Annotated in this window: 22 protein-coding genes; 6 read left to right on the top strand and 16 right to left on the bottom strand. The window is 69.9% G+C overall.

The genetic code is table 11. The features are described 5' to 3' along the window. The first annotated feature begins 20 nt into the window (after positions 1-20). On the top strand, positions 21-1,766 hold the full coding sequence (locus tag WME95_RS10180) for a hypothetical protein (protein WP_437908206.1): 1,746 nt from the start codon (positions 21-23) through the stop codon (positions 1,764-1,766). Here the strand turns inward: WME95_RS10180 and WME95_RS10175 are convergent. After that, positions 1,758-3,827: a CotH kinase family protein gene (locus tag WME95_RS10175; RefSeq protein ID WP_437908205.1), complete on the bottom strand. Its 2,070-nt coding sequence runs from the start codon at positions 3,825-3,827 to the stop codon at positions 1,758-1,760. The two genes, WME95_RS10180 and WME95_RS10175, sit on opposite strands and share 9 nt — an antisense overlap. A gap of 173 nt (positions 3,828-4,000) precedes the next feature. Here WME95_RS10175 and WME95_RS10170 point away from each other — a divergent pair, with 173 nt between their 5' ends. Further along, positions 4,001-4,639, top strand: a complete 639-nt coding sequence (locus tag WME95_RS10170) for a Uma2 family endonuclease (protein ID WP_437908204.1) — start codon at positions 4,001-4,003, stop codon at positions 4,637-4,639. 58 nt (positions 4,640-4,697) lie between these two features. Here the strand turns inward: WME95_RS10170 and WME95_RS10165 are convergent, their stop codons facing one another. After that, on the bottom strand, positions 4,698-5,588 hold the full coding sequence (locus WME95_RS10165; protein ID WP_437908203.1) for an NAD-dependent epimerase/dehydratase family protein: 891 nt from the start codon (positions 5,586-5,588) through the stop codon (positions 4,698-4,700). Positions 5,589-5,779: 191 nt separating this feature from the next. Between WME95_RS10165 and WME95_RS10160 the strand changes: the two genes are divergently transcribed. Beyond that, a complete protein-coding gene (locus tag WME95_RS10160) occupies positions 5,780-6,496 on the top strand; it encodes a hypothetical protein (protein ID WP_437908202.1) in 717 nt (238 codons plus the stop codon). Between the two features lie 216 nt (positions 6,497-6,712). Continuing rightward, entirely contained in the window at positions 6,713-9,415 is a 2,703-nt protein-coding gene (locus WME95_RS10155; protein WP_437908201.1) for an SUMF1/EgtB/PvdO family nonheme iron enzyme, read from the top strand. Here WME95_RS10155 and WME95_RS10150 read toward each other — a convergent pair. Both WME95_RS10150 and WME95_RS10145 read right to left on the bottom strand, forming a co-directional pair. Continuing rightward, complete coding sequence (locus WME95_RS10150; protein WP_437908200.1) at positions 9,323-10,942, bottom strand: phenylacetate--CoA ligase family protein; 1,620 nt, start codon at positions 10,940-10,942, stop codon at positions 9,323-9,325. The two genes, WME95_RS10155 and WME95_RS10150, sit on opposite strands and share 93 nt — an antisense overlap. A gap of 104 nt (positions 10,943-11,046) precedes the next feature. Then, the gene (locus WME95_RS10145) at positions 11,047-12,075 is read right to left on the bottom strand and encodes an NAD-dependent epimerase/dehydratase family protein (RefSeq protein WP_437908199.1); all 1,029 of its coding nucleotides are present in this window, start codon (positions 12,073-12,075) and stop codon (positions 11,047-11,049) included. Between the two features lie 171 nt (positions 12,076-12,246). Between WME95_RS10145 and WME95_RS10140 the strand changes: the two genes are divergently transcribed. Beyond that, positions 12,247-13,242: an ATP-binding protein gene (locus WME95_RS10140; RefSeq protein WP_437908198.1), complete on the top strand. Its 996-nt coding sequence runs from the start codon at positions 12,247-12,249 to the stop codon at positions 13,240-13,242. 37 nt (positions 13,243-13,279) lie between these two features. Here the strand turns inward: WME95_RS10140 and WME95_RS10135 are convergent, their stop codons facing one another. Beyond that, positions 13,280-13,882, bottom strand: a complete 603-nt coding sequence (locus WME95_RS10135) for a hypothetical protein (protein ID WP_437908197.1) — start codon at positions 13,880-13,882, stop codon at positions 13,280-13,282. After that, positions 13,879-14,631 (bottom strand): thiamine phosphate synthase, encoded by a 753-nt coding sequence (locus WME95_RS10130; protein WP_437908196.1) that lies wholly within the window; start codon positions 14,629-14,631, stop codon positions 13,879-13,881. The genes WME95_RS10135 and WME95_RS10130 overlap by 4 nt, the downstream gene beginning before the upstream one ends. Positions 14,632-14,753: 122 nt before the next feature. Between WME95_RS10130 and WME95_RS10125 the strand changes: the two genes are divergently transcribed. Further along, positions 14,754-16,268: a hypothetical protein gene (locus WME95_RS10125; RefSeq protein WP_437908195.1), complete on the top strand. Its 1,515-nt coding sequence runs from the start codon at positions 14,754-14,756 to the stop codon at positions 16,266-16,268. A 55-nt stretch (positions 16,269-16,323) separates the two neighbouring features. Here WME95_RS10125 and WME95_RS10120 read toward each other — a convergent pair whose 3' ends face one another. The 10 genes from WME95_RS10120 to WME95_RS10075 are packed head-to-tail and all read right to left on the bottom strand — an operon-like array spanning position 16,324 to position 26,913. Beyond that, positions 16,324-17,886, bottom strand: coding sequence for an acyl-CoA carboxylase subunit beta (locus WME95_RS10120; RefSeq protein ID WP_437910968.1), 1,563 nt, complete (start codon positions 17,884-17,886; stop codon positions 16,324-16,326). Positions 17,887-17,923: 37 nt separating this feature from the next. Beyond that, positions 17,924-18,709 carry an enoyl-CoA hydratase/isomerase family protein gene (locus WME95_RS10115; RefSeq protein WP_437908194.1) on the bottom strand — a complete coding sequence of 262 codons (786 nt, stop codon included), beginning with the start codon at positions 18,707-18,709 and terminating at the stop codon, positions 17,924-17,926. Then, positions 18,706-19,644, bottom strand: a complete 939-nt coding sequence (locus WME95_RS10110) for a 3-keto-5-aminohexanoate cleavage protein (RefSeq protein ID WP_437908193.1) — start codon at positions 19,642-19,644, stop codon at positions 18,706-18,708. Before WME95_RS10110 ends, WME95_RS10115 begins: the two co-directional genes overlap by 4 nt. Positions 19,645-19,668: 24 nt before the next feature. After that, positions 19,669-20,157, bottom strand: a complete 489-nt coding sequence (locus tag WME95_RS10105) for a MarR family winged helix-turn-helix transcriptional regulator (RefSeq protein WP_437551312.1) — start codon at positions 20,155-20,157, stop codon at positions 19,669-19,671. 50 nt (positions 20,158-20,207) lie between these two features. Then, entirely contained in the window at positions 20,208-21,578 is a 1,371-nt protein-coding gene (locus WME95_RS10100; RefSeq protein ID WP_437908192.1) for an STAS domain-containing protein, read from the bottom strand. A 34-nt stretch (positions 21,579-21,612) separates the two neighbouring features. Beyond that, positions 21,613-22,023 carry a hypothetical protein gene (locus tag WME95_RS10095; protein WP_012234416.1) on the bottom strand — a complete coding sequence of 137 codons (411 nt, stop codon included), beginning with the start codon at positions 22,021-22,023 and terminating at the stop codon, positions 21,613-21,615. A 34-nt stretch (positions 22,024-22,057) separates the two neighbouring features. Further along, positions 22,058-22,549, bottom strand: coding sequence for an ATP-binding protein (locus WME95_RS10090; protein ID WP_231864758.1), 492 nt, complete (start codon positions 22,547-22,549; stop codon positions 22,058-22,060). Beyond that, entirely contained in the window at positions 22,549-23,538 is a 990-nt protein-coding gene (locus WME95_RS10085; RefSeq protein ID WP_437908191.1) for a PP2C family protein-serine/threonine phosphatase, read from the bottom strand. Before WME95_RS10085 ends, WME95_RS10090 begins: the two co-directional genes overlap by 1 nt. Before the next feature lie 48 nt (positions 23,539-23,586). After that, positions 23,587-24,504: a slr1658 superfamily regulator gene (locus WME95_RS10080; RefSeq protein ID WP_012234413.1), complete on the bottom strand. Its 918-nt coding sequence runs from the start codon at positions 24,502-24,504 to the stop codon at positions 23,587-23,589. Positions 24,505-24,528: 24 nt separating this feature from the next. Further along, the gene (locus WME95_RS10075) at positions 24,529-26,913 is read right to left on the bottom strand and encodes a PP2C family protein-serine/threonine phosphatase (protein WP_437908190.1); all 2,385 of its coding nucleotides are present in this window, start codon (positions 26,911-26,913) and stop codon (positions 24,529-24,531) included. Between the last annotated feature and the right edge of the window lie 34 nt (positions 26,914-26,947).

Below are 26,947 nucleotides of genomic sequence, written 5' to 3'. Positions count from 1 at the left end.
CTGTCGGAAGGAGAAGCCCTATGCGCTGGTCGACCCCCAACAAACCGTCTTCTCTCGCGTGGCGTGTCGCCCTCTTCGTGGCGCTCGTCACGGGCGGGACGGCGCGCGCGGATGTGGTGCAGCCGAACGGCACAGTCGTCCCCGCGGTCACGAGCCGATTGAGCGATCTGCTGAACGGCTCGACGAAGAACGACATGCTCGACGAGATGATCGACGTCGTGGCCGACGCCGCGGTGGAGCCCCAGGTGTTCTCGCCGCTCTGCGAGTTCAGCGGCAAGTACATCGAGAAGGGGGGCGGCGCCAACTTCGCGGTCGGCTGGTACAACGTCGACGATGGCCGCGACAGCGGTGACCCGCCGCGGTACGTCCCCGTCGACACCGGAGCCAACCTCAGCACGCCGGCGCCGGAGAGCGATATCCAGATCCTCTTTCCGTTCTCTGGCTCCCTGCCGCCCGCCGCGCAGCGCGAGCTGACGGCCGTCTCGATCCGGGAGAACCCCGCCTACGCGGGCGGCCTCATCGGCTTCGTGCTGATCCCCAACCCGAACGGCACCGGCAACGGCAACGCCACGCAGTACCATTACACCGAGCACCGGTTCAACGTGGAGTGTACGGTGTGCGAGACCCCGGGGCCCTGGTACTCCGATCTCATCTACAGGTCGAACCAGCTCGCCAACACGTTCTACCTGGGGTTCGAGGATCTCGATTTCCAGAACGCCGCCGGCAGCGCCGGCGTCAACGGCAATGATCTCGATTACGAGGACTTCCTGTTCCGCTTCTCCGGCATCACGTGCTCCGCGGCCGGCCAGCCGTGCGAGATCGAGGAGAACGTGGGCGCGTGCCGCGCGGGCATCTCCGACTGCGACGCGCAGGGACAGGCGATCTGCACGCCGATCGTCGAGCCTGGCAGCCAGGCCGAGCAGTGCGACGGCATCGACAACGACTGCGACGACATCGTCGACGAGGAGGCGCCCTGTCCGGAGGACCAGGTGTGCAGCCGCGGCCGCTGCGTGAACCGCTGCGGCTCGGCCGAGTTCCCGTGCGAGCCGGGGCTCGTGTGCCTGGAGGGCCTGTGCGTCGAGCAGGCGTGCGTCGACGCGAACTGCGATGTCGGCGAGGTGTGCCATGACGGCGTGTGCCGCGCCCCGTGCCACGGCGTTGTGTGCCCGCACGGCCAGACCTGTCGCGGCGACCGTTGCCTGGATCCGTGCGACGGCGTGACGTGCGGCGCGGGCGAGGTGTGCGAGAGCGGCGTCTGCGTGGTCCAGTGCGGCTGCCGGGGCTGTCCCTCGGACGACCGCTGCGCCGCGGACACCGGGCGGTGCGTCGAGGCCGCGTGCGCCGACGTCGCGTGCGGCGCGGGCACCACGTGCCGTGGCGGGGCGTGCGTCGACCTCTGCGACGGCGTCGTGTGCCCCGCGGGCGAGCGGTGCGTGACCGGCATGTGCGCCGAGGAGCCGCCGGCTCCTGCCAGCACGACGGCGGCGGGTCCGACGCTCGACGTGGCCGCCTCGGTCGGCGCGGGCGACGCCGGCTCGGGCGCGGACGCCGCTTCAGGCTCGGGTGGGGCTCCCGCCACCGGCGCGGGCGGGGACGCGAGCGGGAGCGGGGAGTCGGCGGGCTGCAGCTGCAGCCTCGGCGGCGACGCGCCGTCCGCCGGCGGCGTCGCCGCGTTGCTCCTCGCCGTGAGCCTCGGGCTCCGCCGCAGGAGGGGCGGAGACCCGGAGCGCTCGGCCCCGGGCCTCCGTATCCGTCGTTCAGGGTGATCCGGACGTCGGCCCGAAGAACTCGACGTCGTCGATCTCGATGGTGCCCGAGTCGGCCTTGTCCTTGCCGAGGAAGCCGTTCGCGCGGACGCCGTTCATCTCCGCGCTGAAGGAGAGGCCGACGATCGACCGGAGCACGTCGTTCACGTCGTCGCCCGGGTCGCGCCCCTGATCGATGGCCCAGCCCGGGAGCGCCATGTCGGCGAACCTGAGCTCGATCAGCGTCGGCTCCGCGGTGAGCCGCACGTCCCATCCGTGGCGAACGCCCGTGAGCCCTTCGCTCTGCGCCGGGCTCTCGACGTCGAAGCGCATCCCGCGCGCCGCCTCCGCCCGCGCCCAGAAGCGGACCCCCTCGAGCGCCGTCGCGTCGATCATGCCCTCGGCGAGAGGCACCCCGAAGTACACGTACTGCCCCCAGGGAGACGCCTCGTCGCGGAAGTCGAAGCGGAGGAGCATGCTCTGCGCGCCGTTCAGCGGATCTTCCTGCGAGAGGCCCTGCACGGCGCTCGACGCGTTGTTGGTGGACAGCACCGTCCCGACGTACAGCCCGAGCGTGTCCGCGGCCTCGAAGTCGTTGATCCCCGTCGCGGTGAACGAGAACGGCGCGAGGGGCGTGCCGCCGGCGAAGCGGCCCAGGCGCTCTCGCAGGATCGGCAGCTCGTTCCTGAGGCGCTCGACCGCGGGCTCCCACCCGGCGAGCCCGGGCCCGAGCGGGTCCTCCTCGACGGCGGTGCGGATCAGCGCCGCGTACTTGTCGACCTGCTCCTCGAGCCGCCCCTCGCTGAACGGGCCCTCGTGGAGCGCCTGCAGCGCGGCCTTGTAGCCCGCTGCGTCCTGGTTCAAGGCGGCGAACAGCGCATCGCAGCCCGGCGGGCGCACGTGCTCGGAGCCCATGAACACCGGGACCACGGCGCTGCAGTCCGCCGGCGTCTCCGTCCATCGCGGCACGTGGCCGAAGTAGGTGCTGGGGCCGAGGGTCTGATCGAGATCCCACGGGATGAGGTGGAACTTGCCCGAGGACGGCTCGTCGTAGAAGTAGAAGTTGTGGTTGAACGCGGCGCCCGCCTCGTTGGCGTAGTAGGTCGTGACGCCGTCCCAGTTCACGATCGTCTCGTCGACGGCCATGTAGCGCTGCAGCTGCTCGATGTCCGTCCACTCCGACAGCGCGGTGAGCCTCTGCTCGCCCTCGGCGGACGCGAGGGCGGTCGAGAACGCGATGAATCGCTCGTGCGTGGCCACGTCTTCGTTCGTCTCGATCCGCTCCGCGTAGTAGCCGGCGTCGTCCGCGACCGGCCACGCTTCCTTGTAGAGGTCGCCGTCCGGGGCCTCGGAGAAGTGGTGTTCCAGGAAGCGGCCGTCCACGTCCTCGACCATCGAGAAGAGCCCTTGGGACTCGCCGTTCACGCGCAGCGTCGCCCACGCGCTCCGCGGGGCGGCGACGCCCATCTCCCGGAACAGGCCATAGGCGATCCGCTCGTGGAGCCGGGTGGGGTCCCAGATCATGGAGTGGAAGTTCAGGCGCTTCTGCGCGTAAAAGCGCTGTCCGTCGACGACCTCGTCGAACTTCACCTTCATGCTGAGCTTCGGACAGGTGAGGTTCCCCTCCCCGTCGAAGCACATGGCGAGGGTGCCGTAACCGCCCTTGAACCGCAGGCCGACCACGCCCAGGCTCTTGCCCTCGTAGCAGGCCTCGGCCTCGACATACTGCTCGTCGCGTGCGTTCTCCTTGAGCTCCGCCCAGCGCTCTTCCGGAAGGTAGAAGTCAAAGCGCGGGACCTCCTCCGCCGCGTACAGCTCGTCCGCGTCGCGGTCGGCCAGCGCGGGGTCGGACGGCTCGCACCGCGGCGTCGGGGGCTGCCCGCCGCTCCCGCCGTCGCTCGTGCCGCCCTCTCCGCCGGCGCCTCCGCCTCCAGCGCCTCCGCCTCCAGCGCCTCCGCCTCCAGCGCCAGCCCCGCCCGAGCCGCCTGGCCCGACGCCGCTGCTCGCGCCTTCGTCATCACCGCAACCTGCGCCCACCGAGGCAGCCGCAAGTGCAAGCACCATCCAATACCCAAGCTTCATCCAACGATCCTCCAAGAGCCTCGACCCTAGTCGTGGCCATCCCGTCCGTCGATGCCTGATTTTCACGACAGGCATGGACGCCTCGCTGGACATCGTGCGTCGCCGCGCCGCGTGACCCCGCGACCCCGCTCATGACCCGGCACGAGGCGCGCGGTGATGGTACTTTTCCAGGCGTGAGCCAGCGCCCGTATCCTGAGCCCCAGGCAGCCCGCCTCTTGTCCGTCGCGGAGTGGGCAGCGCTGCCGGAAGACGAAGCCGGTGAGCTCATCGATGGCCGCCTGGTCGAGGAAGAGATGCCCGATTGCGTCCACGAGCTGGCCGTCGCCTGGCTCATCCACACCCTGCGGGCCTGGCTCATCCCGCGCGGCGGCTTCGTCTTCGGCTCCGAGGTGAAGTACGCGCTCAAGCCGCGGCGCGGGCGCAAATCCGACGTGTCTGCGTTCCTCCCGACCTCGCGGAGGCCCCCGGCCCGTGGCGCCGTCGGCATCCCGCCGGACATCATGGTCGAGATCGTCTCCCCCTCACCGCGGGACAGCCGGCGCGATCGCGTCGAGAAGCTCGAGGAGTACGCCGCGTTCGGGGTGCGCTGGTACTGGCTGCTCGATCCGCAGCTCCGCACGCTGGAGATCCACGAGCTCGCGCGCGGCGGGCTCTACCAGCTTCGCCTCACCGCGCCCGGAGGGGTACTCCGGGAGGTTCCGGGCTGCGAGGGGCTGACGCTCGATCTGGACGCGCTCTTCCGCGAGCTCGACCGGCTCGACGCGACGGATCCGCAGGAGCCGCCGCAAGGCAGCGCGGACGACGAGGCGTAGCAGCGCAGGCGGCGAACGGCGCGGCCGCGCGGCGGTTCACCCGCGATGCCAGCGCGGCTCACCCGCGGTGCCGTGGGGCGCGCTCCCTCGCGGCAGGGGCCGGCGCCTCCGCCTCGACGGCCAGGCACGCCTCGAACCCCTCGATGTAGCTCGGGTAGAGCAGCGCCATCCCGAGGGTGCGCTTGATCTTCGCGTTGTCCACGGCGCGATCGTGGCGGAGCGTCTCGTGCAGATCCTCCCGCGGCGCCCCGGCCGGCAGCGCGAGGCCGAGCCGCGCGCAGAGCCAGCGGACGACCTCGATCTGCGGCACGGGCGCGTCGTCCGCGACCAGGAAGGCCTCGCCGGGGGCGGCGCGACCGGCGCGCTCCAGCGCCGCGAGCGCGAGGCGCGCGAGGTCCTCGACGTGGATGCGCGAGACGACGTTCCTGCCCTGCCGATCGCCCTCGCCGGTCATGCGGAAGTCGCCGCGCAAGAGCCGCTGGTGCAAGCCGCGGCCCGGGCCGTAGATGCCCGCGGCGCGCAGCACCACGGCGCCCCGCGCGCGGTACACGTCCTCGGCCGCGAGGCGCGCCGCCGCGCGGGGGCCGTCGGCCGACGTGGGCGTCGCCTCGTCGATGCGCCCCGTCGCGTCGCCGTACACGGCGGTCGACGAGACGTAGGCGATCGCGCGCGCGCGGCGGAGCGAAGGCGCGATCGCGGCGTCGGTCGCGCCGTCGGGCGGGAAGGCGACGAGCACGTCCGCGCCGTCCGTCACGAGCCGGTCGACGGCCTCGGCGGTGAGCGCCGGGAGGACGCTCACCTCGATGCCCGCCTGCGCGAGCTCCGCGGCGCGCTCCGGCGAGCGCGTCGTCGCGACGACGCGGCCGCCGGACGCCCTCCGCAGGCCGGCGACCACCGCGCCGGTGAAGCCGCAGCCGAGCACGATGAGCGGGGGGGAGGTGTTGAGCATGGGTGCTGGCGACGCTTCTACCAGCAAGCGCGAGAGGACGCCTCCGCGGCGCGAGAGCGCTGCCGGCCGCGCCCGAGGTGCACGGATGGGGGTCGCGACGTCGTCGTCTTCGTGCGGGTGGGTCGCCGGGTCTGCGCACCGCCGCCTAGGATGGTCATGGTAGGGCTGGCCGCCGCGCTGCGACCGCCGGCATGGCGGCGGAGCGGCGCACCGAAGGCAGGAAGGACTGGGAAATGGGTAATAGGGAGAGAGCGAAGAAGCTGCTGCTCGTGGTCGCGACGGCGGGGCTCACCGCGTGTGAGGACGACGATATCTCGATCAATCCCCCGCCTCCACCGCTCGTCTGCGACGAGCTCACCCACGACTCCTGGACAGGGCTCTTTGCGACGGCGAGGTTCAAGAACGATCCCCAGGATCCACAGGCTCTCCTCTTCATCGAGCTGCACATCAACAATGGCGGCGATTGGACCGCCCCCCCCGTCGTGACGGCCTTGTCCGGAATGACCATCAACGCCTACAACCAGTCGTCGAGGACCATCGTCGCCCGCGTGGACGACGGCGCCACGACCGCCAGTTTCCAGCTGCGCGGCCAGCTCGCTGACAGCGCGACGACGTGCGACGTGGACCGCACGTTCACCCTGACGATCGACGAAGAGAACAAGGTTGAGATCACGAGGCACGACGCGCTCCCGTTCCTGCCGCACAGGCGCGCCTCGCTCGATCCGGGCAGGCACGCCTCGTTCGACGTGATGCGGTGCGACGGCGGCGACGCCGGGCCGCGCGCGTCGGGCGGTGAAAACGAGCGCGCCTCACGGACGAAGGCCGCTGGCACCACCGAGGCGACGGCCGACGTGGCGCGGGGCGACGCTGGCCGGAGGGGCCGGGCAACGACCAGGCGAAGAGGCTGAGCGAGCGCGGCGAGCGCAGCCCCGCGCCGGCGTCGTGGCATCTCGACCTCACGGGTCGACGGCCCGCGCCCCGGGGACCCGCGCCGGCCGCTCCCACGGCCCGGACGACGCGGATCCAACGGATGGTCGAGGGCCCGCGCCGCGTCTGGTAGCCTTGTCGGCGGGGAGCGGGCGGCCGGGACGCAGCGTGCTCGCCGCAGCGACGCTCCTCTGCGCATGGCGGTCCACGTCTTCATCTCCTACGCCCCCGCGGATCGGTCGCACCTCGAAGCGCTCGAGGCGCACCTCGCCTCCCTCAAGCGGCAGGGCCTGGTGAGCACCTGGCACCGCGGCCGGATTGGCCCAGGCGCGATGCGCGACGAGTCGATCGCGGCGGAGCTCTCCTCCGCCGAGGTGGTGCTGCTGCTGGTGAGCGAGGCGTTCCTCGCCTCGGACAGCTGCTACGAGCGGGAGCTCGGGCGAGCGCTGGAGCGGCATCGCAGCGGGGCGGCGCGCGTGGTGCCCATCCTGGTGCGCGCGTGCGACCGGGAGGGCACCGCCCTTTCGGAGCTCCAAGCGCTGCCGCGGGACGGCGTGGCGGTGACGAGCTGGGCCAACCCGGATGAAGCGTGGAGGGAGGTCGTGCAGGGCATCCGCGCGGCGGTGGAGGAAGCCGCCGCGAGCGCGCGGCCAGAGGCGGCGCTCGCCGGCACAACCGCGCTGCCCGGCGCGCTCGGCGTGAGCCTGCGAGAAGCAGACGAGACGATCCGCGCCGTCGACAGGCAGATCGCCACCGCGCAGAAGCGGCGGGTGAGGCTGAGGGCCGCCGGCGCGAGCACCGAGGAGGTGGACCGGGAGATCGTCGACCTCCGGCGCAAGCGCCGGGAAGGCGGCCAGCTCCACGTCGGCGAGGAGCTCAGCGACGGCCGGTACCTGCTGCTGGAGCGGATCGGGCGCGGCGGGTTCGCGACCGTGTGGCGCGCGCTCGACGCGGGGCGGGGCGACCTGCCCGTGGCGATCAAGGTGCTGCACCCGAACCTCGCGGGCGACGAGGGCCGGCGGGAGCGGTTCTTCCGGGGAGCGCGCGCGATGGCGGAGCTCGACCACCCCGGGGTGGTGCGCATCCTCGATCCCAAGGGCGAGGACAGCGGCTGGCACTACTTCGTGATGGAGCTCGTCCATGGCGAGGACGTTCACAGCGCGGTCGTCGGGAAGCGACTGCCGGCAGAGCGGGTGATACCGATGCTCCTCAGCGCTGGAGAGGCGATCTCGTTCGCGCACGGGAAGGGGCTCGTGCACCGGGACGTGAAGCCGGCGAACATCCTGCTCGACGCGGCGGGGCTGCCGCGGATCACGGACTTCGATCTGGTGTGGGCGCGCGACACGACGGGGGGCACGAGGAGCGGCGCGATGGGGACGTTCCTCTATGCGGCACCGGAGCTGATGCACCGGCCGCAAGAGGCGGACACGCGCGCGGACGTGTACGGGCTCGGAATGACGGCGGTGTTCTGCCTGCACGGCGCGGAACTGCCGCCCGTCATGATACGGTATCCGGGGCGGGTGATCGAGCGGCTGCCGTGCAGCGACGCGGTGCGGAAGGTGCTCGAGAGGGCGATCGAGTTCGAGGCGTCCGAGCGATTCCCAGATATGGCGGCGTTCTGTGAGGCGCTGCGGGGCGCGGCGGGGAGCGGGGGTGAGGCGCCGCAGACCGCGACCGAGCATACGGCGACGCCCGAGAGCGGCGAGCCGATGGATCCGAGAGAGAACACAGCGTCGAGCGAGCGCGTGGCGCCGCTCAACCGGACGGAGGGCGTGCTAGGGCCACATGGCGGCCTCTCGCGCGCGGTGCTGCGAGACTTCGAGCAAGGCGGCCATGCGCACGCAGCGATCCAAGATGCCATCCTGGCCCCGCGAGCAGGGCGGGTCAGAGATTCGGTCGAGCTGACCGTCGTGGGGTTCGAGTTGAACGGGGCGCAGCTGGTCGTGTCGGGAGGCTGGAGCCTGCTATGGCCAAAGCACCCGGTCCCCGGATCGGCCGAGGTGCCATTCCAGGAGCACGGGACGTTCCGCTGCACCCTCATCGGGAAACCAGGCAGGAGCGGAGCCACGAAGGTGACCTACCGGAGCGACTTCTTCGAGTCGCTCTTGCCATGGGTGGACATCCCCGGTGGCACGTTCCTCATGGGCAACCCCGATGACGGCACGGAAGCCCACAGCGCCGAGAGACCCCAGCGCGAGGTGGACGTCACTGCATTCACCCTGGCCGCGACGCCGATCACGGTAGGGCAATACGCGGCGGTGATGGGCCGCGCCGTCTCCGGGGACGAGGCGTATCGGCCGGTCACGAAGGTCTCATGGGAGAATGCCGTCGCGTTCTGCAACGCGCTCTCCCGGCTCGCGGGGAGGCAACCCTGCTACATACTGACTCACGACAGGCTGGCATGGGTGCACGATGCAGATGGCTTCCGGCTGCCTCGAGAAGCGGAGTGGGAATTCGCATGCCGTGCCGGGACGACGACTCGGTACTTCTACGGCGACGACGAGCATCGCATAGGCGAATTTGCGTGGTACCGCGAGAACAGCGAAGACCGTGCTGCTCCGGTTGGGCTGAAGAAGCCCAACCCGTGGGGTCTGTACGACATGCATGGCAATGTCTGGGAATGGACCTGGGATAGATACGACGAGCTTCGCGACGAGACGCCCCTCGACAGCCCTGACAGAAGAGAGTTCGTCTTCATATCGACACTTCGTGAGAGCACGGGGACGGCGGGGTCCACGGTGGTTCACGATCCGGCCGGCACGACCCGGGTGCTGCGTGGCGGCACGTTCAACGACGAACCCAAGTGGCTATGTTCGGCGAGTCGGGCCGGGCTCAATGCCGGTCACCGGACGGTCATCGTCGGCTTTCGCTGCGCGGGCCCCGCCCGCCGCCGAGGCTGATCCTCGACCTCCGCCGCCATCACCCCCCGGCTTGCGCGTATACCGGTGCTTCACCCCGAGCGGGAAGTACTCCGGATCCCCCGCCGCCCTCAGCGTCACCCGCGGCGCCCGCTTCCCGGCCGGCACGTAGCTCCTGAACTCGCTGTTCAGCCGGACGAGGTGCTCCTCGATCGACCGCGCCGCCGCCTCACGCCGCGCCTCGCTCTCCCCCTCCCCCGGCGCGAGCTCGACCACCACCGACAGGACCACATCCCTGTCCGCGCCCTCGCGGACCTCCAGCACGAACTTCCCCGTCACCCACTCCTTCACGCCGGGCTGCTCGATGCCCACGACCACGTTCTCCGGATAGATGTTCGCCCCGAAGTACGACACCGTGAAATCCGAGCGCCCGAACACATGGACGAACGGGAGCTCCCGGGCCCCGCGCTCCCCGTCGAGCTCCCGCCGCGGGTCGAAGCCGAAGCCGGCCAGGGCCGCCATCATGTCCGCGTGTGAAGTGACGCCCCCGCTGTCGAGGATCGCATAACGAACGAGCGGGACGCCGTTGTCGCCCGAGAAGAGGAGCATCCCGTCGCGCTGCTCGAAGAACCGCTCCGCGGGGTCGTACTGCACCAGCGTGGGGAGCCGGTCCTGCCCGAACAGGGCGCGCGCGGCGTCCGGCCTCCCCGCGAGGAACCGGCGGATCGCGATGCTGAGCGGCGTCTCGTTGCCCAGCACGCCGGCGTCCGCCGTCCCGTACAGCGAAGCAGAGTCGTAGCAGGGCGACGTCGACCCGACGCGCTCGCCGACCAGGGTCCGCCACTCCTCGCTGAACACCTCCCCGGCCATCACGAGCTTGATCCGGAGAGGCGCCCAGTCGACGCCCCGGGCCCGCCCCGTGTCGATGACGTCCTTCAGGAACGGCGGATAGCCGAGCAGGACGACCTGCTCGAACGCCGGCCCCAGATCCTGCACGACGCGGAAGATCTCGTCCTTGTTGTTGCCCGGCGTGACGACCGTGATCGGATATCCCTTCGCCGCGAGGTGACGGCAGCACGCGGCGGTGTACATCCCGCCGACCCACGAGCCGAGCGCGAAGCACACGACCGCGAGCGTGCGGCGCGTGTCGGCCCGGAAGCCGTCGTGGAACACCTGCTCGAAGCGCCGGGCGACCGGGAGCTCGTCCGTGACGGAGCGCGGCCAGAACGTCGGCTTTCCGGTCGAGCCCGAGGAGACCGCGATCATGTCGCACGGCTCGACGCGCCCGCCCCGGCAGAGATCCGCGATGGGGTGCCGGAGCACGTAGTTCTGCTTCGTGATCACCGGCAGCGCCGCGAAATCCGCGGACGTCCGGATCGCTGCCGGGTCCACGCCGTGCTCCGCGAGGAAGCGGCGGTAAGCAGGGACAGCGGCGGCGACCTCGTGGAACAGCGCGAGCGCGCGGTCGGCCGGATCGGTCTCACGGTGTCGCGACAGCGCCGCGTCGAGCGGCGTGCTCAGGAAGGCGTCGATGGCCGCCAGGACCCGCTTGGGTTGCACATCCTGCATCGCGAGATCTCCCTCCGTTCGATGTTCGCAGGAACGCAGGAGCCGGTCCAACGCCCGCCTGCCTTCCTCCCCCTCGCCTCGCGGGCGAAAGCGCCCGCGCAGCGTCAGCGCCCTCCACCCCCGGCCGCGCCGGCGAGCTCCGCCGCGAGCGCGATCTCCTCGGCGCGCTTCTCGTAGCCGTCCGGCGGCTCGGGAAGCGGATTCGCGAGCCGCGACGTGATCACCGTCTCCAGCCAGCGCCGGAGCGGCGTGTGCTGGAAGCCGAGCTCCGCCCTCGCCTTCGCCGGATCCAGCATCGACATCCAGCGGTCGCTGAACGGCGACATCGCGACCGGATCGATCCCGCGGGCCCTGATCGCCGCCGACGGGATCGGCGCGAGCCGCGCCGGCGCGCCGAGCAGCGAGGCGATGAGCTCGAGCAACTCGGTGAGCGTCGGCGTCTCGTCCATGCAGAGGTTGTACGCCTCGCCGAAGGTCGACGGCACGAGGAGCAGCTTCACGATCGCCCTGACGACGTCACCGCTGTAGACGTGCCGAACCGCGTGTCCGCCGCCGTCCGGGACGAGCAGCGGACCGCCGTCGAGCATGCGGACGATGTACCGATCGAGGCGGCGGTAGGGATCGCGCTCCCCGTTCACCATCGGGATGCGCAGGACGGTCGCGGGGAAGCGGTCCCTCTGCCAGGCGGCGGCGATCTCCTCCTCGCAGCCGCGCTTGTTGACGCCGTAAGACCACGCCTCGCGGTCCTCTTCGCCCGCCGGCTCAGGGAGGAGCGGTCCGTGGTAGTCGCGCTCGCGCGACGGCCGCGGGCACGCCTCCCGGACGAGGTACACCGAGCCCGTGCTGATCATCACGTAGTGGCCGATGCGCCCGCCGCCGAGCGCCTGGGCTGCCGCGCGGCCGTCCGCGGCCGTGTACGCGGTGAAGTCCACCGCGGCGTCGAACTCGCGACCTCCGAGCGCCTGCGCGAGATCGCCGGCCGCGCGATCGCAGCGGACCCGCGCGACGCGATCGCCGAACGCGTCGGGCGTCGCGCCGCGGTTCAGGAGCGTGACCTGGTGGCCCGCCGCGAGCAGGCGATAGACCAGGAAATGACCCATGAATCGAGTGCCGCCGAGCACGAGGACGCGCATGCGCGGCAACCTATCACCGCCGCGCGCAATGACGATGACGAGGACGAGGACGCCACCACGCGCGGGACGGCGCGCGGGACGGCACGCGGGGAAGGAAGCCGCCGCCGGGCGGGCTCGCGCGCGGCGCGGACCGGGACCAGGTCGACCCCCGGTCGTGCTAGATAGCGGGCCGTGCCGTTCTCCCACATCCTCGGCCAGGACACCGCGGTCGGCACGCTCGCGCGCGCGCTCGAGGCGGGCCGCGTGCACCACGCCTACCGCTTCGAGGGCCCGCCGGGCGTCGGCAAGGAGCTCGCGGCCGTCGCCCTCTCCCAGGCGCTCGTCTGCACCGGGGGCGACCCTCTCGGCTGCGGGCGCTGCGACGCGTGCCGGCGCGCGGCCGCGCGCTCCGATGGGCGCCCCGCGGCGCCGCTCCACCCCGACGTGCAGATCGTCGCGAAGAACTTCTACCCCGCCGCCGTCATCGGCCGGAGCCGCGACGAGCTGACCGAGATCTCGGTCGACCAGGTCCGCGCCATCGTGCTCGCCCGCGCCGCCTACCCGCCCCACGAGGGGCGCGCTCGGGTGTTCATCGTCCGCGACGCCGAGGACCTCAGCGTCGGCGCCGCGAACGCGTTCCTCAAGACGCTCGAGGAGCCGCGGCCCGGCACCCACTTCATCCTCTTGACCTCGCGCGGCGATCGCCTGCTCAACACGATCCGCTCGCGCACCCTGCCGGTGCGCTTCGCCCCGCTCTCCGAGGCCCTCATCCGCCGCATCCTCCGCGATCGCGGCGTGCCCGAGGGGCGGCACGACCTCGCCGTCGAGCTCGCCGCCGGGAGCGCGTCCACGGCGCTCGATCTCGCGGACGAGGAGCAGACCGCCTCGCGCGACGCCTTTGTAAAGGGTGTCCTCGATGCCGCGGCCGCCCGGGACCTCGGGCCCGCCGTCGCGTTCGCCGAGTCGGTGGACCGCGACAAGGGCGCCCTCAAGGACGACCTCCGCGCGCTGAGCGCCGCGCTCGCCCGCGAGGCCCGCGCCGCTGTCACGTCCGATCCGCGCCACGCAGGCCTGTCGGCCCGTCGTTACGCGGCGGTCTCCCGCGCGGTGGCGCAGCTCGAGCGCAACGCCTCGCCGAGCCTCGCGATGGCGTCGCTGATCGCGGAGCTGCGCAGCGTCGTCGGCTGACAGGCGCCGCGCGCCCACGTGGCCGCGCGGGCCGGCGTCAGCCCTCGCCGCCTCCGCCCAGCCGCTCGTACCCGCCGTCCTCGATGCGCCGCCCGGCCCACGCGTGGATCCGCCCCTCGCTGGCGAGCACCACGGCCGCGTCGCGCCCGGCGCCGTCGTAGAGGGCGATGATCCCTGCCTCGCCCACGGAGGGCGCGCCCTGCCCGCACCGCTCGATCGCCGCCGGCAGCCGCGCCCGCCGCCGCATGGTCGCGCCCGCGATCTCGAGCGTCGCCGGCGGCTCGTCCGGCGAATCGGCCGCCGCGGGCGCGAGCCACAGGATCTCGCGCCGCGGCGCGGGGAAGGCCACGACCGCCACGTGCGCGCCGCCCTCGGGCGCGAGGAACACCGCGGCGACGATCTCGCCCCGCTCGCGCGCGACGATCGCGCCCGAGAGCCAGCGCTCCTCGCTCCCGGCGAGGACCACGTCGCCGAGCGCGAGCGGCAGCTCGTGCCACGGCGCGTCCCCCGGGGGCGCCGCCGGCGCGCCTCGCGCGCGCTCGCCGCCGTTTCCTCCCGGCGCCTCCCGCTCACGGCGCGACGCCATGTAGCCCACGGTCGCGGCCACCGCGGCGGCCGCCGCGAGCAGCGTGAGGCTCATCGCGCGCCCCTGTCCACCGGCGCCGCGCGCGCGCCCGCCAGCGCGAGCGCCTGCTGGAGCGCCCGCGCCCGCGCGCTCACCTCCTCGAGGGCGCGCGGCGCGGGCGTGTCGTGATCCGGCAGCAGCGCGGCGATGATCGCGGCGGCGGAGCAGCGCGCGCCGACCTCGGCCGCCCTCTCCAGGGAGATGCCGCCGATCGCAACGACCGGGAGCCCGGGACACACCCGCTCGACCAGGGCGCACAGCGACGCGAGCCCCTCGAGGCCGACCACGGCGTCGGGGCGCTCCTTGCTCGAGGTCGCGAAGATCGGCCCGATGGCGACGTAGTCGAGGCGCTCGAGGGACTCGCCGGAATCACCGGCATCGCGGCGCTCGCTCGACGCCCGCAACGCGGCCTCGATCTGCGCGGACGTGTGGGTCGAGAGCCCGACGCGCAGCGGGACGGAAGCGCGCTGCGCCAGCCTGCGAACCGCGGCCACCGGGAGGTCGTCCTGGCCGACGTGCACGCCGTCGCAGCGGGCGAGGATCGCGAGATCCGCCCTGTCGTTCGCGAACAGCGGCACCCCCGCGCGCGCGGCCAGGGGCTGGATCGCGCGGAGGAGCGAGAGCGTCTGGGCCGCCCCGCCCCGCTTGTCGCGCAGCTGGATGGCCGCGGGGCGCGCGTCGAGGACGGCCTCGGCGAACGCCGCAGGATCGAGCCCGCGGCGCGCGAGCGAGTCGGTGTCGACGATGGCGTACAGGCCGCGCATGACCACGCTTCGAGCGGTGGGAGAGCGCCCGGGCGCTCCGGAGGAGGCCAGGCTCGCTGGCTACGCTAAGGTTGACGCCCCCGGAAAGAAAGCGGAAGCGTTCGCTCCCGAACGGATCCTCCATGCGCACACGTCTCGTCCGGATCGCCTGTCTGTTCACCTCGATCGCTCCTGTTGCAGCGGCCGTGATGGGGCTCGCGTCGAGCCCTGCGCTCGCGGAGGAGAAGTCGAGCCCCGCGCAGCAGACCGAAGGGCCGGGCTCCGCCGTGCCCGCGGAGGGGCCGAAGGCTGCCGCCGCCCCGCCGCCTGCAGGGAGCAAGGTCGCCGCGCCCAAGGCGAGCGTCGGCGCGCCCAAGACGAGCGCGAAGAAGAAGGCGCCCGAGTCCCCGCCGCTGCCGCCTTCACCGGCGCGCCTGTGGCTCATCGCGCCGTCGCCTCACGGGCCCTGGACGTTGCGGATCGACAACGAAGGCGAGCGGCCGATGCGCATCCCGGCGGACGTGCGGCTGCTGCGCCTCGAGGTCGACACGCTGAACAAGCGCACGAAGAAGACGGTCCGCTGCGCCGCGCCCGCGGGGCTCAAGCCGAGCGGCTTCCCGGAGCGGCGCGCGCTGCTGCTGGCGCCCGGCCAGTCGTACATGGAGCATTTCGACCCGCGCCTGCTCTGCTTCGGCAAGGACGAGGCGGCGCTCGTCGGCGGCTCGGTGGTGAGGACCTGGTACGGCTGGGGTCCGCCGCCCAAGTGGTCGAAGAAGCCACCGGCGGCGCCGTTCGCTGCGGAGTCGACGGACGATCCGCCGGCGTTCGCCCCTGCGCCCGGCCTCGCGGCGCCCACCGTCGTGCTGAGCTACGGCCTGCCCCCCAAGGAGGCCGCCGCGGACGATGCGGGCGGCGCCGAGCCAGCCTCTCCGGCGGACGAGACGGCTCAGCCTCCGGGCGACAAGGCCACTCAATCCTCGGGCGACAAAGCCGCTCAATCCTCGGGCGACAAGGCCGCTCAGCCCGCGGACGACAAAGCGGCCCAGACGTCCGCGGACAGGCCAGCTGGCGAGTCCCCGGAAAAGCGCGTTCCGTCGGACAAAGGCCACAGCGCCGGTCCGCCCGGCAAGCCGATCGTGGACGCCAACGCGCCTCGCCTGGAGCTCACGAGCGAACCCTGGTCCGACGCGGCGAGCCCTCGCTCGATCGTCGTCCGGGTGAGCGCCAAGAACGCCGGCAGGCGCCCCATGACCGTCGCCATCCGGTCTCGGATGCTCGAGTTCCACGTCGCCGGCCCGAACGGCGAGACGGTATGCACGGCGGCCCCGCCGACGGGGGCGATCCCGCGCGATCTCTTCAGGACGCTGAAGCCCGGCGCATCGGCCGACGTCTCGCTCCTCCTCCGGGAGGTCTGCCCCGCCGACACGTTCAACCGCGAGGGCCTCTACGAGGTCACGGCCACGCTGCACGCGAACGAGCCGGGCACCGGGCTCGGCCTGGACGCGTACACCGCCGTCGTCCCCGCCAAGAACACGACGCTCCTTCGCGTGAAGAGCGCTCCCGAGCCGTTCTACGCAGCCGCGCCGCGAGCCGTGCCGACGCCCAAGCCGAAGCCCGAGGCCAGCCAGGCGCCGGAGCACGAGGAGCACGACCCGTAGCGCGAGGAACAGGAGCGCGCGTCAGTGCGGCTGGGCCCCCCGTCCCTCGCGCGACTTACACCGGAAGGATCCCCCGCTTCTTCTCCGGCCGCTCCACCCGCTTCTTCCGTGCGAGCTCCAGCCCCCACGCGATCGCCCTCCGGGTGTCCCGCGGATCGATCACGTCGTCGATGAGGCCCCAGCCGGCGACCTTCATCACGTCGATGTTCTTCTGGATCGCGTCGACCATCCCCTGCTTCACCTCCGGCGGCGGCGGCGCGTCGCCGAACATCTTCCTCGCCGCGATCCCGAGCATCCCCTCCGGCCCCATCACGCTGATCTCCGCGGTCGGCCAGCCGACGATGAGGTCCGGCTCGTACGCGCGCCCGCACATCACGTAGTAGCCCGCGCCATACGCCTTCCGCACGACCACCGTGATCTTGGGCACGGTGGCCGCCGCCATGACGTGCAGCATCTTCGCCCCGTGGCGGATGATCCCCTCGTGCTCGACCTTCGAGCCGATCATGAACCCCGGCACGTCCTGCAGGAACACGAGCGGGATGTTGAACGCGTCGCAGATCTGCATGAAGCGCGCGGCCTTGTCCGACGCGTCCACGTCGAGGATGCCGCCCATCTGGGTCGGCTGGTTGGCCACGACGCCGACCGGCTGGCCGCCGATGCGCGCGAGGCAGGTGATGATCGACCGCGCCCACCGCGGCTTCAGGTCGAACCGCTCGCCGTGATCGACGATGGCGTCGATCAGCTTCAGCATGTCGTAGGCGCGCCGCGGGCTCTCCGGCAGGAGGTCGAGCAGCGACTCCTCCCGCCGGTCGATCGGATCCGTGACCGGCAGGCGCGGCGGCTCCTCGTCGCAGCTCGAGGGGAAGAACGACAGGTACCGCTTCACCGCGGCGACGCACGCGGCGTCGCTCGGGTACTCCGCGTCCCCGACGCCGCTCTTCGTCGCGTGCACCTTGCTGCCGCCGAGCTCCTGCTCGGAGATGTCCTCGCCCGTCATCGCGCGCACGAGCGCGGGGCCGCCGAGCGCCATCGAGCCGACGTCCTTGACCATCGGCACGAAGTCCGCGAGCCCCGGGATGTACGCCGTGCCCGCGGCGCCGGGCCCCACCATGGCCGCGACCTGCGGCACGACGCCGCTCATGTGCACCTGCTCGCGGAACAGGTGCCCAGAGCCGGCGAACAGCGAGATGCTGTCCGGGTGCATCGAGCCGGGATCGATGCGCGCCCCGCCCGAGTCGATGAACCACACGATCGGCCAGCGGCCGCGGAGCGCCATCTGCCGCAGGCGGGTCACCTTCTCCTCGCCCGTCTGCCCGATGCTGCCGCCCTTCACGGTGAAGTCGTACGCCGCCGCGCAGACCATCCGCCCGTCGACCTTGCCGAACCCGCAGACCACCGCGTCCGCCGGCGGCCGGTCGCTCCCCTCCGGCCCGGCCGCGAGCCCCATCTGCGTGCCGTGCATCCCCACCTCGAAGTGCACCCCGTCGTCGAAGAACGCCGCGAGCCGCTCCCGCGCCGTCATCTTCCCGCGCGCGTGCTGCTTCGCCACGCGCTCCTCGCCGCCCATCCGCCGCACCAGCTCCCGGCGGGCCTCGAGGTCCTTCACGAGCTCTCGCATGTTCACGGGCCACCTCTCCCTGCGCGCCCCGGCGCGCCTACCTGCCCGACCAGCGGGGCTTTCGCTTCTCCAGAAAGGCCAAAAGCCCTTCCCGCGCGTCGTCCGTCGCGAGGCAGCCGGCGAGCCGCTCGCGCAGGAGCGGCAGCGCCGACTCGAGGTCGAGATCGTCCTGCGCCGCGAACGCCTCGAGGCCGAGCCGCACCGCGATCGGGCTCTTCGAGGCGATGGCGGAGGTCACCTCGTCGACCGCGGCGTCGAGCGCGCCCGGCTCGACCACCTTGTTGAGCAGGCCGCACTGCGCGGCCTCGTCGGCGTCGAGGCGCTGCCCGAGGAGCATCATCTCCAGCAGCTTGCGCCGGCTCACGTGCCGCTGGAGCACCGCCATGATCATCATCGGGAACAGTCCGACGTTGATCTCCGGCGTCCCGAGCTTGGCGCCGCGGGCGCCGATCGCGAAGTGCGACGCCGCGACGAGCCCGAGCCCGCCGCCCAGCGCGTGCCCGTTCACCCGCGCCACGATCGGCTTGCTCGAGTTCGCGAAGGCGAGCAGGAGGTCCGCGTAATCGCCCTTCATCTCGGGCGGCGGCGCCCCCTCGGCGCCCGCGATCTGCGCGAAGTCCCCGCCCGCGCAGAACGCGTCGCCCGCGCCGGTCAGGACCACGCAGCGCACCGCCTCGTCCGCCGCGCCCGCCGCGAGGGCGCCGAGGAGCTCGCTCACCATCGCCGGCCCGATCGCGTTCTTGCGCCACGGGTTGTTCAGCGTGAGCCGGAGGACGCCCCCCGCGGAGAAGGCCTGGATGACCGTATACACGCGCTCCGTCACGAGGCCGCTCCTCCTGCCGCTCCTGCCGCGCCGCCGTCATGAAGGCCCAGGATCTGACGGGCCTCCTCGACGGTCGCCGGCCTGCGGCCGACGTCGCGCACCATGCGCACGGCCACCTCGCAGAGCTCTCCGTTGCTGCGCGCCATCTCGCCGCTCGGCAGGTAGAAGTGGTCCTCGAGCCCGCACCGCACGTTGCCGCCGAGCACGAGCGCCGCCGCCAGCATCCTCCACTGCCCGTGGCTGATCCCGATCACCTCCCACTCCGAGCCGGGCGGCATGATCCTGGTCTGGAGCTGGAGCGACTCCACGTGCGCGGGGATGCCGCCCAGCACGTTGACGATGAACGAGAACTGGAGCGGGGGTTTGAGCAGCCCCATGTCGACGAGCGGCCAGGTGCCCTGGGTGTGCCCCGTATCGAAGCACTCGAGCTCTGGCTTCGTCCCGGCCTCGTTCATCGCGTCAAGGAGCTTGCAGATCTTCGCGTACGTGTTGGGAAACACCATATCGAAATCGAAGGTCTTCCGCGCGCGCGAGTACTTCGAGTAGTTCATGGTGCCCATGTTGAGCGCCGCGATCTCGGGGCGGCTCTCCCGGAGGGTCGCGCACTGCTCGCTCACGTCGTCGAGGAGGGTCCCCGTCGAGAAGTTCAGGATCACCGGGCAGCGCTTGCGCACCTCGTCCTTGATCCGCGCGAACACGGCCGGAGAGAAGGTCGGTGATCCGTCGTCGTTGCGCGCGTGGATGTGCACCGCCGCCGCCCCTGCGTCGTAGGCCCGCTTCGCCTCCTCGGCGATCTCGACCGGCGTATAGGGGATGGCGGGGCATTGCTTGCGGCCGGCGAGCACCCCTGACAGCGCGCAGGTCACCACGCAGATATCGGGATCTCGTCCGTTCGGATCCCTCGGTTCCCCGGTGAACGTCGGCTTCTCTCTCATGCCCCCTGCCTCCCTTTCGCGTCCTCAGCGCCGTCGCTCTTCTTCTGTCCGGCTCTGTCCGACCCGCGAGACCACCTGTTTCTGCAGCTTCGTCAGGATCCGGAGCAGATCGCGCAGGTCGGTCGAGCTCAAGCTGAGCAGCGCGCTCCGGAAGATCTCCATCGGTTCGACCTGGATCTCGCGGGCGAGCCGCGCCCCCTTCTCGCTGAGCCGGATGTGGACGACGCGCCGGTCGGCCTTCGAGCGTTCGCGGCGGACGAGCCCCTCTCGCTCCATGCGATCGACGATCCCGGTCACCGTGCTGTTCTGCGCCCGGATGCGCTCCGACAGCGTGGACAGCGAGAGATCCTGGAACGACTCGAGCAGCTTGAGGATGGTGAGCTGTGGCCCGGTGAGGCCGAATCCGCTCGCCATGCCCTTCGTGAGCCTGCGCGACTCCGTGTAGAGATAGATGATCATCTCCACGATGGCGTCGATCTCCGGCCTCTCGGGCGGCGGCAGGGTCGCTGTCACGATGCTTCGTGTACGAAATATTCGCTCCCCGGGGGAAGCGCAACCTGGATCTACCGCCGTCCCAGCCGCGGCTTCCCTGTCGCCCGGTCTGCCCGGAGCTCCCGGATGCACCACCTCAGCGCCTCCTGGAGGTCCCGATGCACCTGGACGGACGAGAGATCGACGCCGAGCGACGAGGCCGTCTGCGCCACCTGCGGCTGGACTCCGGCCACCACCCCTTGCGCGCCGAGCAGCTCGATCGTCTGGAGCATGTTGATGAGGTGCTGCGCCGTCGTGGAGTCGACCTCCTCGACCCCCGTCACCTCGACGATCGCGTAGCGCGACTTCGTCTCGACGATCGTGCGCAGCAGCTTCTCCGTGATCTCTGTCGCCCGGTGGCGATCGATGCTGCCGACGAGCGGCAGCACGAGCACGCTGTCCCAGACCTGGATGATCGGCGTCGACAGCGTCTCGATCGCGGACTCCTGCCGCGAGATCACCGCGCGCATCGACTCCTGCTGCTCGACCACCTCGCGCAGCGACTCCTCGGCGCGCATGCGCTCCAGCGTGATCGCGAACATCTCGCCGATGACCTGGAGCAGCGCCCGGACGCTCTTGTCCCACGCGCGGGTCGATCGCACCGCGTCGAGCCCCACGACGCCCACGAGCCGCCCCGCGTACGCTGCAGGCATCCGGACGAGCGAGGCGATCCCGAGCTCCGTGAAGGCCCGCCGCTCGCTCGCTGCCTCATCCGGCAGATCGGCCACGCGCGGCACGTCGCACACCTCGAGGCGGAACAGCCGCTCGACGAGCCACGGATACACGTCCCTGGACACGACTCCCCGCTCCGCGCGCAGCGACGGCACCCCGTCGGCGCACCACTCGTGCGTGTTCAGGAACCGCCGCCCGTCCTCCGCGAGGAGGAACAGGCTCGTCCTGTCGGCGCGCAGCGCCTTGCCGAGCTCCGCGAGCGCCGAGTGGAAGCCGCGGTCGACGTCCGAAAGCTTCACGTTGATGAAATGGGCCGAGATCGACGCGACAAGCATCTTCGTCTCGATCCGCTGCATCAGCGCCCGCTCGAGGCGCTTCTGCTTGCCCACGTTGCGCGCCCACCCGTACACGAGCCCCTCGCTCGGTACCGAGAGCATCGACCACGACAGCCAGACGTAGAGGCCGCTCCTGCTCCTGCACCGGTTCTCCAGCCCGAGCGTGACGGGCCCCTGGCGGAGCCGATCCATCTGCTCCCGGGTCGCGACGACGTCGTCCTGGTGCACGAGATCGAGGAGGCTCCGGCCGACGAGATCCTCGGTCCCCAGGCCGAGCGTCCGCTCCCAGGCGCCGCTCACGCGAAGGAACGATCCATCGCTCCGCAGAACACACAGCGGATCGGGACAGACAGCGAAGAACCTCTCTACGTCCGCTTCGTTCGCAGGTGTGCCCATCGCCGGTCGCCTTACCCAGCCCACACCCCCACGCTTAGGTCTCCTTGACGTCCTCGAACGTCGTCCGCGCGGCCACGTGCTCCTCGTTCAGGTTGAGCAGGATGGGCAGCGTCTCGTGCTGCCAGTCATCGTCGAGGATCCGCCGCACGGTCACCCGGCCGGGCACCAGGTTGTACACGGCGTCCACGATATCCATGATGACGTAGAAGCCGTTCGAGTTGCAGAACCGCATCTTCACGAAATCCATCACCGTGGACGTGATCGGGTGCTGCGGGAGGACTCGGGCGAGCTCGTCCAGGTAGCTCGACAGGTACCGGTACGGGTTGTCGATCCGGATAGCGCCCTCGAAGGTCAAGACGAGGCGGTTGTCGTCATCGAGCCGGGCGACCGACTGAAAGACGCTCAGCCCGCCATCCGTGATTTCTCCATAGCTGAGAGCCTTCATACGCGACCTTTCGTGGAAAACATACGCAGCCTTTTCAAGGGAAAGTAGCCTGGACGACGAGGATTCCATCGACGTACTGCGTCGAGAGATGGAACTTGTTCTCGGCGGTCAACCGAATGAGCCCTAGACCGCCCCTGCGTCGATCGTTGCGCCGCTCGCGCACCGTCCTGGCAAAGAGCTCTCTCGGGTCCTCCGCGGCGAAGATCTCGTCGAATACCGCCTTGACGGTCCGGTACTCTTCCGGCGTAACGCGGTTGGATACCTTGATGAGCAATCGATCCGGATCGATGCTCAGATCGAGCCGCACCTCGCTCTCACGCTCGGTCCCGTGCTGGAGCACGTTGGTGACCAGCTCCGTGACCACCACGTTGACCTTCTGGCAGATCCGTCTGGGGTAGAACCTCACCAGCAGCGCGTCCAAAAAGTTCGCAAGCAGGCCGGCCACGTCGCCCGTGATGTGATCGATCGGAGATATATATATCGATGCACCGACCGACGTCTGCGAATGATTCTTCTCGGGCTTCATCAGGCGCACCTTCGCAGGATGATCAGTGTGATGTCGTCGGCGTCCGCCACCCGGAACCGCGTGTAGTCCTCGATGCACCGGTCGAGGATCACCTGCACGGGTTCCTCGCTGTGCTTGACGACGATTTCGTTGAGACGTTGCACGGAATATATCTCCCCGCTCGCGTCCTGCGCCTCGAACATCCCGTCTGTGTACAAGCCGAGGACGTCATCCTCCTCGAACGGCAGCTCGAACTCGTGAAATGGCTTGATGCGCAGACCGATGAAGTTGCTCACCCGGTTGAACGAGCGAGGCGTACCGCGACGGACCAGGAGCCCGTACCCTCCGCCCGAGACGTAGCGGAGGAATCGGTCAGTAAACATGACGAAGTTCACCGTCGCGTAACGGCGAACCTCCCGGAGGAACGAGTAAGCGCTCCGGTTCACCCAGTCCACGATCGCCCCCGGGCTATCCAGCCGCTTGGTAGCGTGGGCGAACTGCGCCTTCAGAAACGCCATGATGAGCGCCGACGATACTCCGTGACCTGAGATATCGTAAACACCTATCGCGTGGCGCTCGCCGGGGAGGTAGAAGAAGTCGTAGTAGTCTCCTCCGACCTGGGCGAGCTGCTTGTGGAAGATGGCCATGTCGAACGACGAGGCGATGGCCCCGCTCGCCTCCGGAAGCAGGGCGCGCTGGACCTGCCGCGCCACCGCGAGGTCGTCGTCGATGGCCCGGTTGTACCCCTCGAGCTCGTTCTCGATGCTGGTCGCGTGTTCCAGGATCGCCTCGTGCACCAGGGAGAGGTCGTCGAAGTCGAGCTTCAGCTTGTCGACGTACTCCAGCAGCGCGCTGCAGCGCTCCATGAAATCGGTGAAGTTCCCCTCCTCGCGGAGCAAGGTGTTCCACGCTTGCCGCTCCTTCACGATCGCCCTGATGGCATCCAGATTGCTCTGCTTCTGCAGGAAGCCTCTGGAGTGTATCGAGCTGATGTCCTTGGGTGCAGTCATGGCTCGACCTGGACGCGATTCGGGTTGGACGGAAGAACCCATCCGATCTCAATCACAGAGTATCATCTCGAAGTTCTGATTGAACTTCTTGAGGTTGGGCAGCGACTTCCCTTGCCACGGGATGGACTTCGACCCGCGGACGATGAGCTGGAGCTCGCCCTTCTTCCTGGTGGCGATGGCGAACTTGTAGAGGACGTTGATCCCTGAGCTGTTCAGGAAGTTCAGCGCCCTGACGTCGAGTGTGATGGTGGGAGGGTTCGTGGCGAGGACCTTGTCGAGCAGCTCCTCGATAGGGGCGTACTCGGTGGTGCCGCCAAGGCGAAGGATTCCTTCCAGGTACACCACCACCTCAGAGGGATCGTACCAAACCCGATAGTTGCCACCCTTGATTTCCATTCTCGACCTTTCATTCAAAATAGGAATCCTGGCCATCGTCTTGATGCTGAAGCTGTTCACCGAGATCGGGTCCAGCTTCCACCCAAGACTGACACCGTAATCATTCATGATGATGAGATACCCGAGCCCCGACCCGGCGTTCTCCGCGTCTTCGGCGTTCGCCTCCGCCTGTCGACGCAGGAGCTCCCCAGGGTCCTCCTGTGTGAGCTCTAGGAGCTTCTCACGAAGCGAGGGGACGGCGGCGTTCGTGATCTGGTTGCTGACGAGGCACACCAGGTCCTCACGCCCGATACCCACGGTCACGGTGATGTCACCGTGCTGATTGAACTTGACGGCGTTCTCAACCAGTTCGTTCAGAACGTACCCGATGGCGCCTGAGACCTCGTCTCGGCTGATGAGCCTGTCCTCGCCGTCTATCTCCGGAAAGAGCTCGCCGAAGTACTCGGCCATGAAATTGGCCGTCAGGTTACAAAGGCTCCATCTCACCGCGAACGAGTCGGGGTACAACGTCAGCGACATGTGTTCGCTGAACGAATCGTCTAAAGAGTAGACGCCGATGATTTCGCTCATGGTAATGCCCAGTCTCCCCCTTGCTCATACCCTCTTAATGACAAGTACAGTGATGTCATCATGGATTTTGTTGTAGCCTACGTGCGCCAAGACGTCCTCGATGATAGCGTCCTTGATCTCCCGCGAGGTTCTTTCGTGGTTTCGCGAGATCACCTGACACAGACGGTCGATTCCGTACTGTTCCTCTGAAGAGTCCTCCGCCTCGGTGATACCGTCGCTGAAGAGCGTCACGACGTCCCCGGGCTCCAGCTTCACCTCGATGCTACCGATGAAGTCGCTGATATCCAGGTCGATGCCTATCGGCAACCCGAGCCCCATGGTCTCGACACGATCGAGGGTCCCGTCCTTCCGGACGATGATCAGATCCTCGTGCTGGCCGGTGAGCTGGAGCGCGCCGTCGCTGTAGTCGAGCAGGGTCAAGGACAGGTTCTTGTCCGACCGGATGCGCTGGATGTTCTGGTAGATGACCTTGTTGACGATGCTCAGGAACTTCTTCGGATCCCGCTCGTTGGCCGCCAGCAGCGTCCGGACGGCCGTCTGGACCATGAGCATCAGCACGCCGCTCTCCAGCCCGTGGCCGGTGACGTCGCCGATCCCGATCTTGACGAGCCCGTCGCTCCGGAGCACGTCGTAGTAGTCCCCGCCGACCTCGTCGGCAGGGGCCATGTAGCCCGCGATGTCGAGGCCCGGGATCTCCTGGAGCTCGCTCGGCGCGGGGAGCACCATGAGCTGGAGCTGCCGCGCGACGTTCAGCTCGGCGCCGAGCCGGATGTTCTCCTGGGCGAGCTTCGCGTTCAGCTCGCTGATCTCCTCGTTCGCCTTCTCGAGGGCCCTCGTCCGCTCGCCGACGAGCTCTTCGAGGTTGTTCGTGTAGGCCTCGATCTCGCTCGCCATCTCGTTGAACGCGACGCCGAGCTGCCCGATCTCGTCCGCGGAGTTCACGTCGATGCGAACGCCGTAATCGCCCTCGCGCATCCGCGTCGCGCCGGTCGAGAGCGCGACCAGGGCGCCCGTCATCTTGCGGGAGATCAGGTAGACGCCCAGCATGAGCACGAGGAACGAGGCGATCGTGATGAGGACCTGGGTCCCGACGATCACCGTCCTGCTCTTCTCGATGCTCTTCTGCGCCGCGAGGAGCGAGGCGTACATCTCCTTCTTCGGGACGACGAAGCCCATCGTCCACCGCTCCTTGGCCACGCGCGCGTCCGGCCCGGCCCAGCCGTTCACCGGCGCGAGCCGCTGGAGGGCGATGATGTACGTCTCGCCCGATATCACCATCTCCCGGTAGTCGACTTTATCATCGTTCGGAAGGACGATGCCAGACACCCCCGCGTCCTCGCTGTCCTTGAAGAAGCGCTGCAGCATGCCGACGCCGGAGTTCTGGCCGGCTCCCGCGTCCGTGCGCAGCCGCAGCGTCTTTGCGCCGAGCTCGTTGACCGCGAAGACGTTCCCGTCCGCCTGCGCCAGGAAGGCGAAGCCCGCCGTGGCCAGCTTGACGTCCTTGATCGACGCGATGAGCTGCGCGAGCGTGAGATCGAGCCCGACGGAGCCCACGAACGTCTTGCGGTCCTTCGCCCAGAGCGGGTGGAACGCCGTCATCACGATGCCGCCGCCCGCCGCGTCGTCGTACGGCGCCGTGACCGTGGTCTGATCCGGGTGCGCGCCCAGCCCGGCGGGGTCCTTCGCCCACTCGTTCCAGCTCTCGGCGATGCCGGGGAAGAAGAACTTGTACCACCCCTGGTCGTTGTGCCCCGGATACAGCTTGTCGAAGGTCGACGCCATGTCCGTGTACGGCGTCAGCCGCACATACGGCTTGTCCTCCGGACCGATGTAATAGATCTGAAGCTTGTCGGCGCCGTACTTGCCGAACGAGGGCAGGATCAGATCCAGAAACGCGGTCTCGTTGACGGCCCGCTGGACCTCGGGCAGGATCGTCCCGTCCTTCCCCAGGTAGCCCCAGACGCTGACGACGCTCGGCTCGCTAGGATCGTTCTGGTACCAGTTCCCTTTCGGGTTGTACTTCATCTGATCGCGGAAATACGGGAAGTCGGCGGCCGTCTGCAGGAACGGGGCGACGTCCTCCTCGCGATCGATCACGGTCTGCAAGACGCCGGCGAGGGTCTGGAGATCCCTGTACGCCTCGCCGAGCCGGAGGTTGACGTGAGTGGCCTTGTCCTCCAGGTGATTGGTGAGGTACTCGCGGTTCGCCGAGTTGAGGCCGGCCTCGATCTCCGCGGCGGCCTCGCTGCTCAGCCGGTGGATGCCTTGCCGCCCGACGACGACGTTCCACACGGCGCCGAGCAGGACGCTCACGCCCGTCACGAAGATGATCTTGGTGCTGAACTTCCTGAACCTGAAGAGCAGGCTTTGAGGCCGCTGTTCGCCAGAGTTCCGAGGTTGAACGCTCACGGCTGGCAATCTCCTAACGGCACGGCCCTGGGCC

The organism is Sorangium sp. So ce327 (genome assembly GCF_051530205.1).
GTDB lineage: Bacteria > Myxococcota_A > Polyangia > Polyangiales > Polyangiaceae > Sorangium > Sorangium cellulosum_B.
Note: the sequence above shows the minus strand (reverse complement) of the source record. Positions and strands in the feature narration are given on the sequence as shown.

What these genes read in the sequence shown, in the direction of transcription:
- WME95_RS10180 (WP_437908206.1), top strand. Translation starts at nt 21, where the DNA reads ATGCGCTGGTCGACCCCCAACAAACCGTCTTCTCTCGCGTGGCGTGTC.
- WME95_RS10145 (WP_437908199.1), bottom strand. Translation starts at nt 12,075, where the DNA reads ATGCGCGTCCTCGTGCTCGGCGGCACTCGATTCATGGGTCATTTCCTG.
- WME95_RS10160 (WP_437908202.1), top strand. Translation starts at nt 5,780, where the DNA reads ATGGCGGCGGAGCGGCGCACCGAAGGCAGGAAGGACTGGGAAATGGGT.
- WME95_RS10085 (WP_437908191.1), bottom strand. Translation starts at nt 23,538, where the DNA reads ATGACTGCACCCAAGGACATCAGCTCGATACACTCCAGAGGCTTCCTG.
- WME95_RS10095 (WP_012234416.1), bottom strand. Translation starts at nt 22,023, where the DNA reads ATGAAGGCTCTCAGCTATGGAGAAATCACGGATGGCGGGCTGAGCGTC.
- WME95_RS10150 (WP_437908200.1), bottom strand. Translation starts at nt 10,942, where the DNA reads ATGCAGGATGTGCAACCCAAGCGGGTCCTGGCGGCCATCGACGCCTTC.
- WME95_RS10100 (WP_437908192.1), bottom strand. Translation starts at nt 21,578, where the DNA reads ATGGGCACACCTGCGAACGAAGCGGACGTAGAGAGGTTCTTCGCTGTC.
- WME95_RS10130 (WP_437908196.1), bottom strand. Translation starts at nt 14,631, where the DNA reads ATGCGCGGCCTGTACGCCATCGTCGACACCGACTCGCTCGCGCGCCGC.
- WME95_RS10120 (WP_437910968.1), bottom strand. Translation starts at nt 17,886, where the DNA reads ATGCGAGAGCTCGTGAAGGACCTCGAGGCCCGCCGGGAGCTGGTGCGG.
- WME95_RS10080 (WP_012234413.1), bottom strand. Translation starts at nt 24,504, where the DNA reads ATGAGCGAAATCATCGGCGTCTACTCTTTAGACGATTCGTTCAGCGAA.
- WME95_RS10175 (WP_437908205.1), bottom strand. Translation starts at nt 3,827, where the DNA reads ATGAAGCTTGGGTATTGGATGGTGCTTGCACTTGCGGCTGCCTCGGTG.
- WME95_RS10110 (WP_437908193.1), bottom strand. Translation starts at nt 19,644, where the DNA reads ATGAGAGAGAAGCCGACGTTCACCGGGGAACCGAGGGATCCGAACGGA.
- WME95_RS10165 (WP_437908203.1), bottom strand. Translation starts at nt 5,588, where the DNA reads ATGCTCAACACCTCCCCCCCGCTCATCGTGCTCGGCTGCGGCTTCACC.
- WME95_RS10135 (WP_437908197.1), bottom strand. Translation starts at nt 13,882, where the DNA reads ATGAGCCTCACGCTGCTCGCGGCGGCCGCCGCGGTGGCCGCGACCGTG.
- WME95_RS10155 (WP_437908201.1), top strand. Translation starts at nt 6,713, where the DNA reads ATGGCGGTCCACGTCTTCATCTCCTACGCCCCCGCGGATCGGTCGCAC.
- WME95_RS10090 (WP_231864758.1), bottom strand. Translation starts at nt 22,549, where the DNA reads ATGAAGCCCGAGAAGAATCATTCGCAGACGTCGGTCGGTGCATCGATA.
- WME95_RS10125 (WP_437908195.1), top strand. Translation starts at nt 14,754, where the DNA reads ATGCGCACACGTCTCGTCCGGATCGCCTGTCTGTTCACCTCGATCGCT.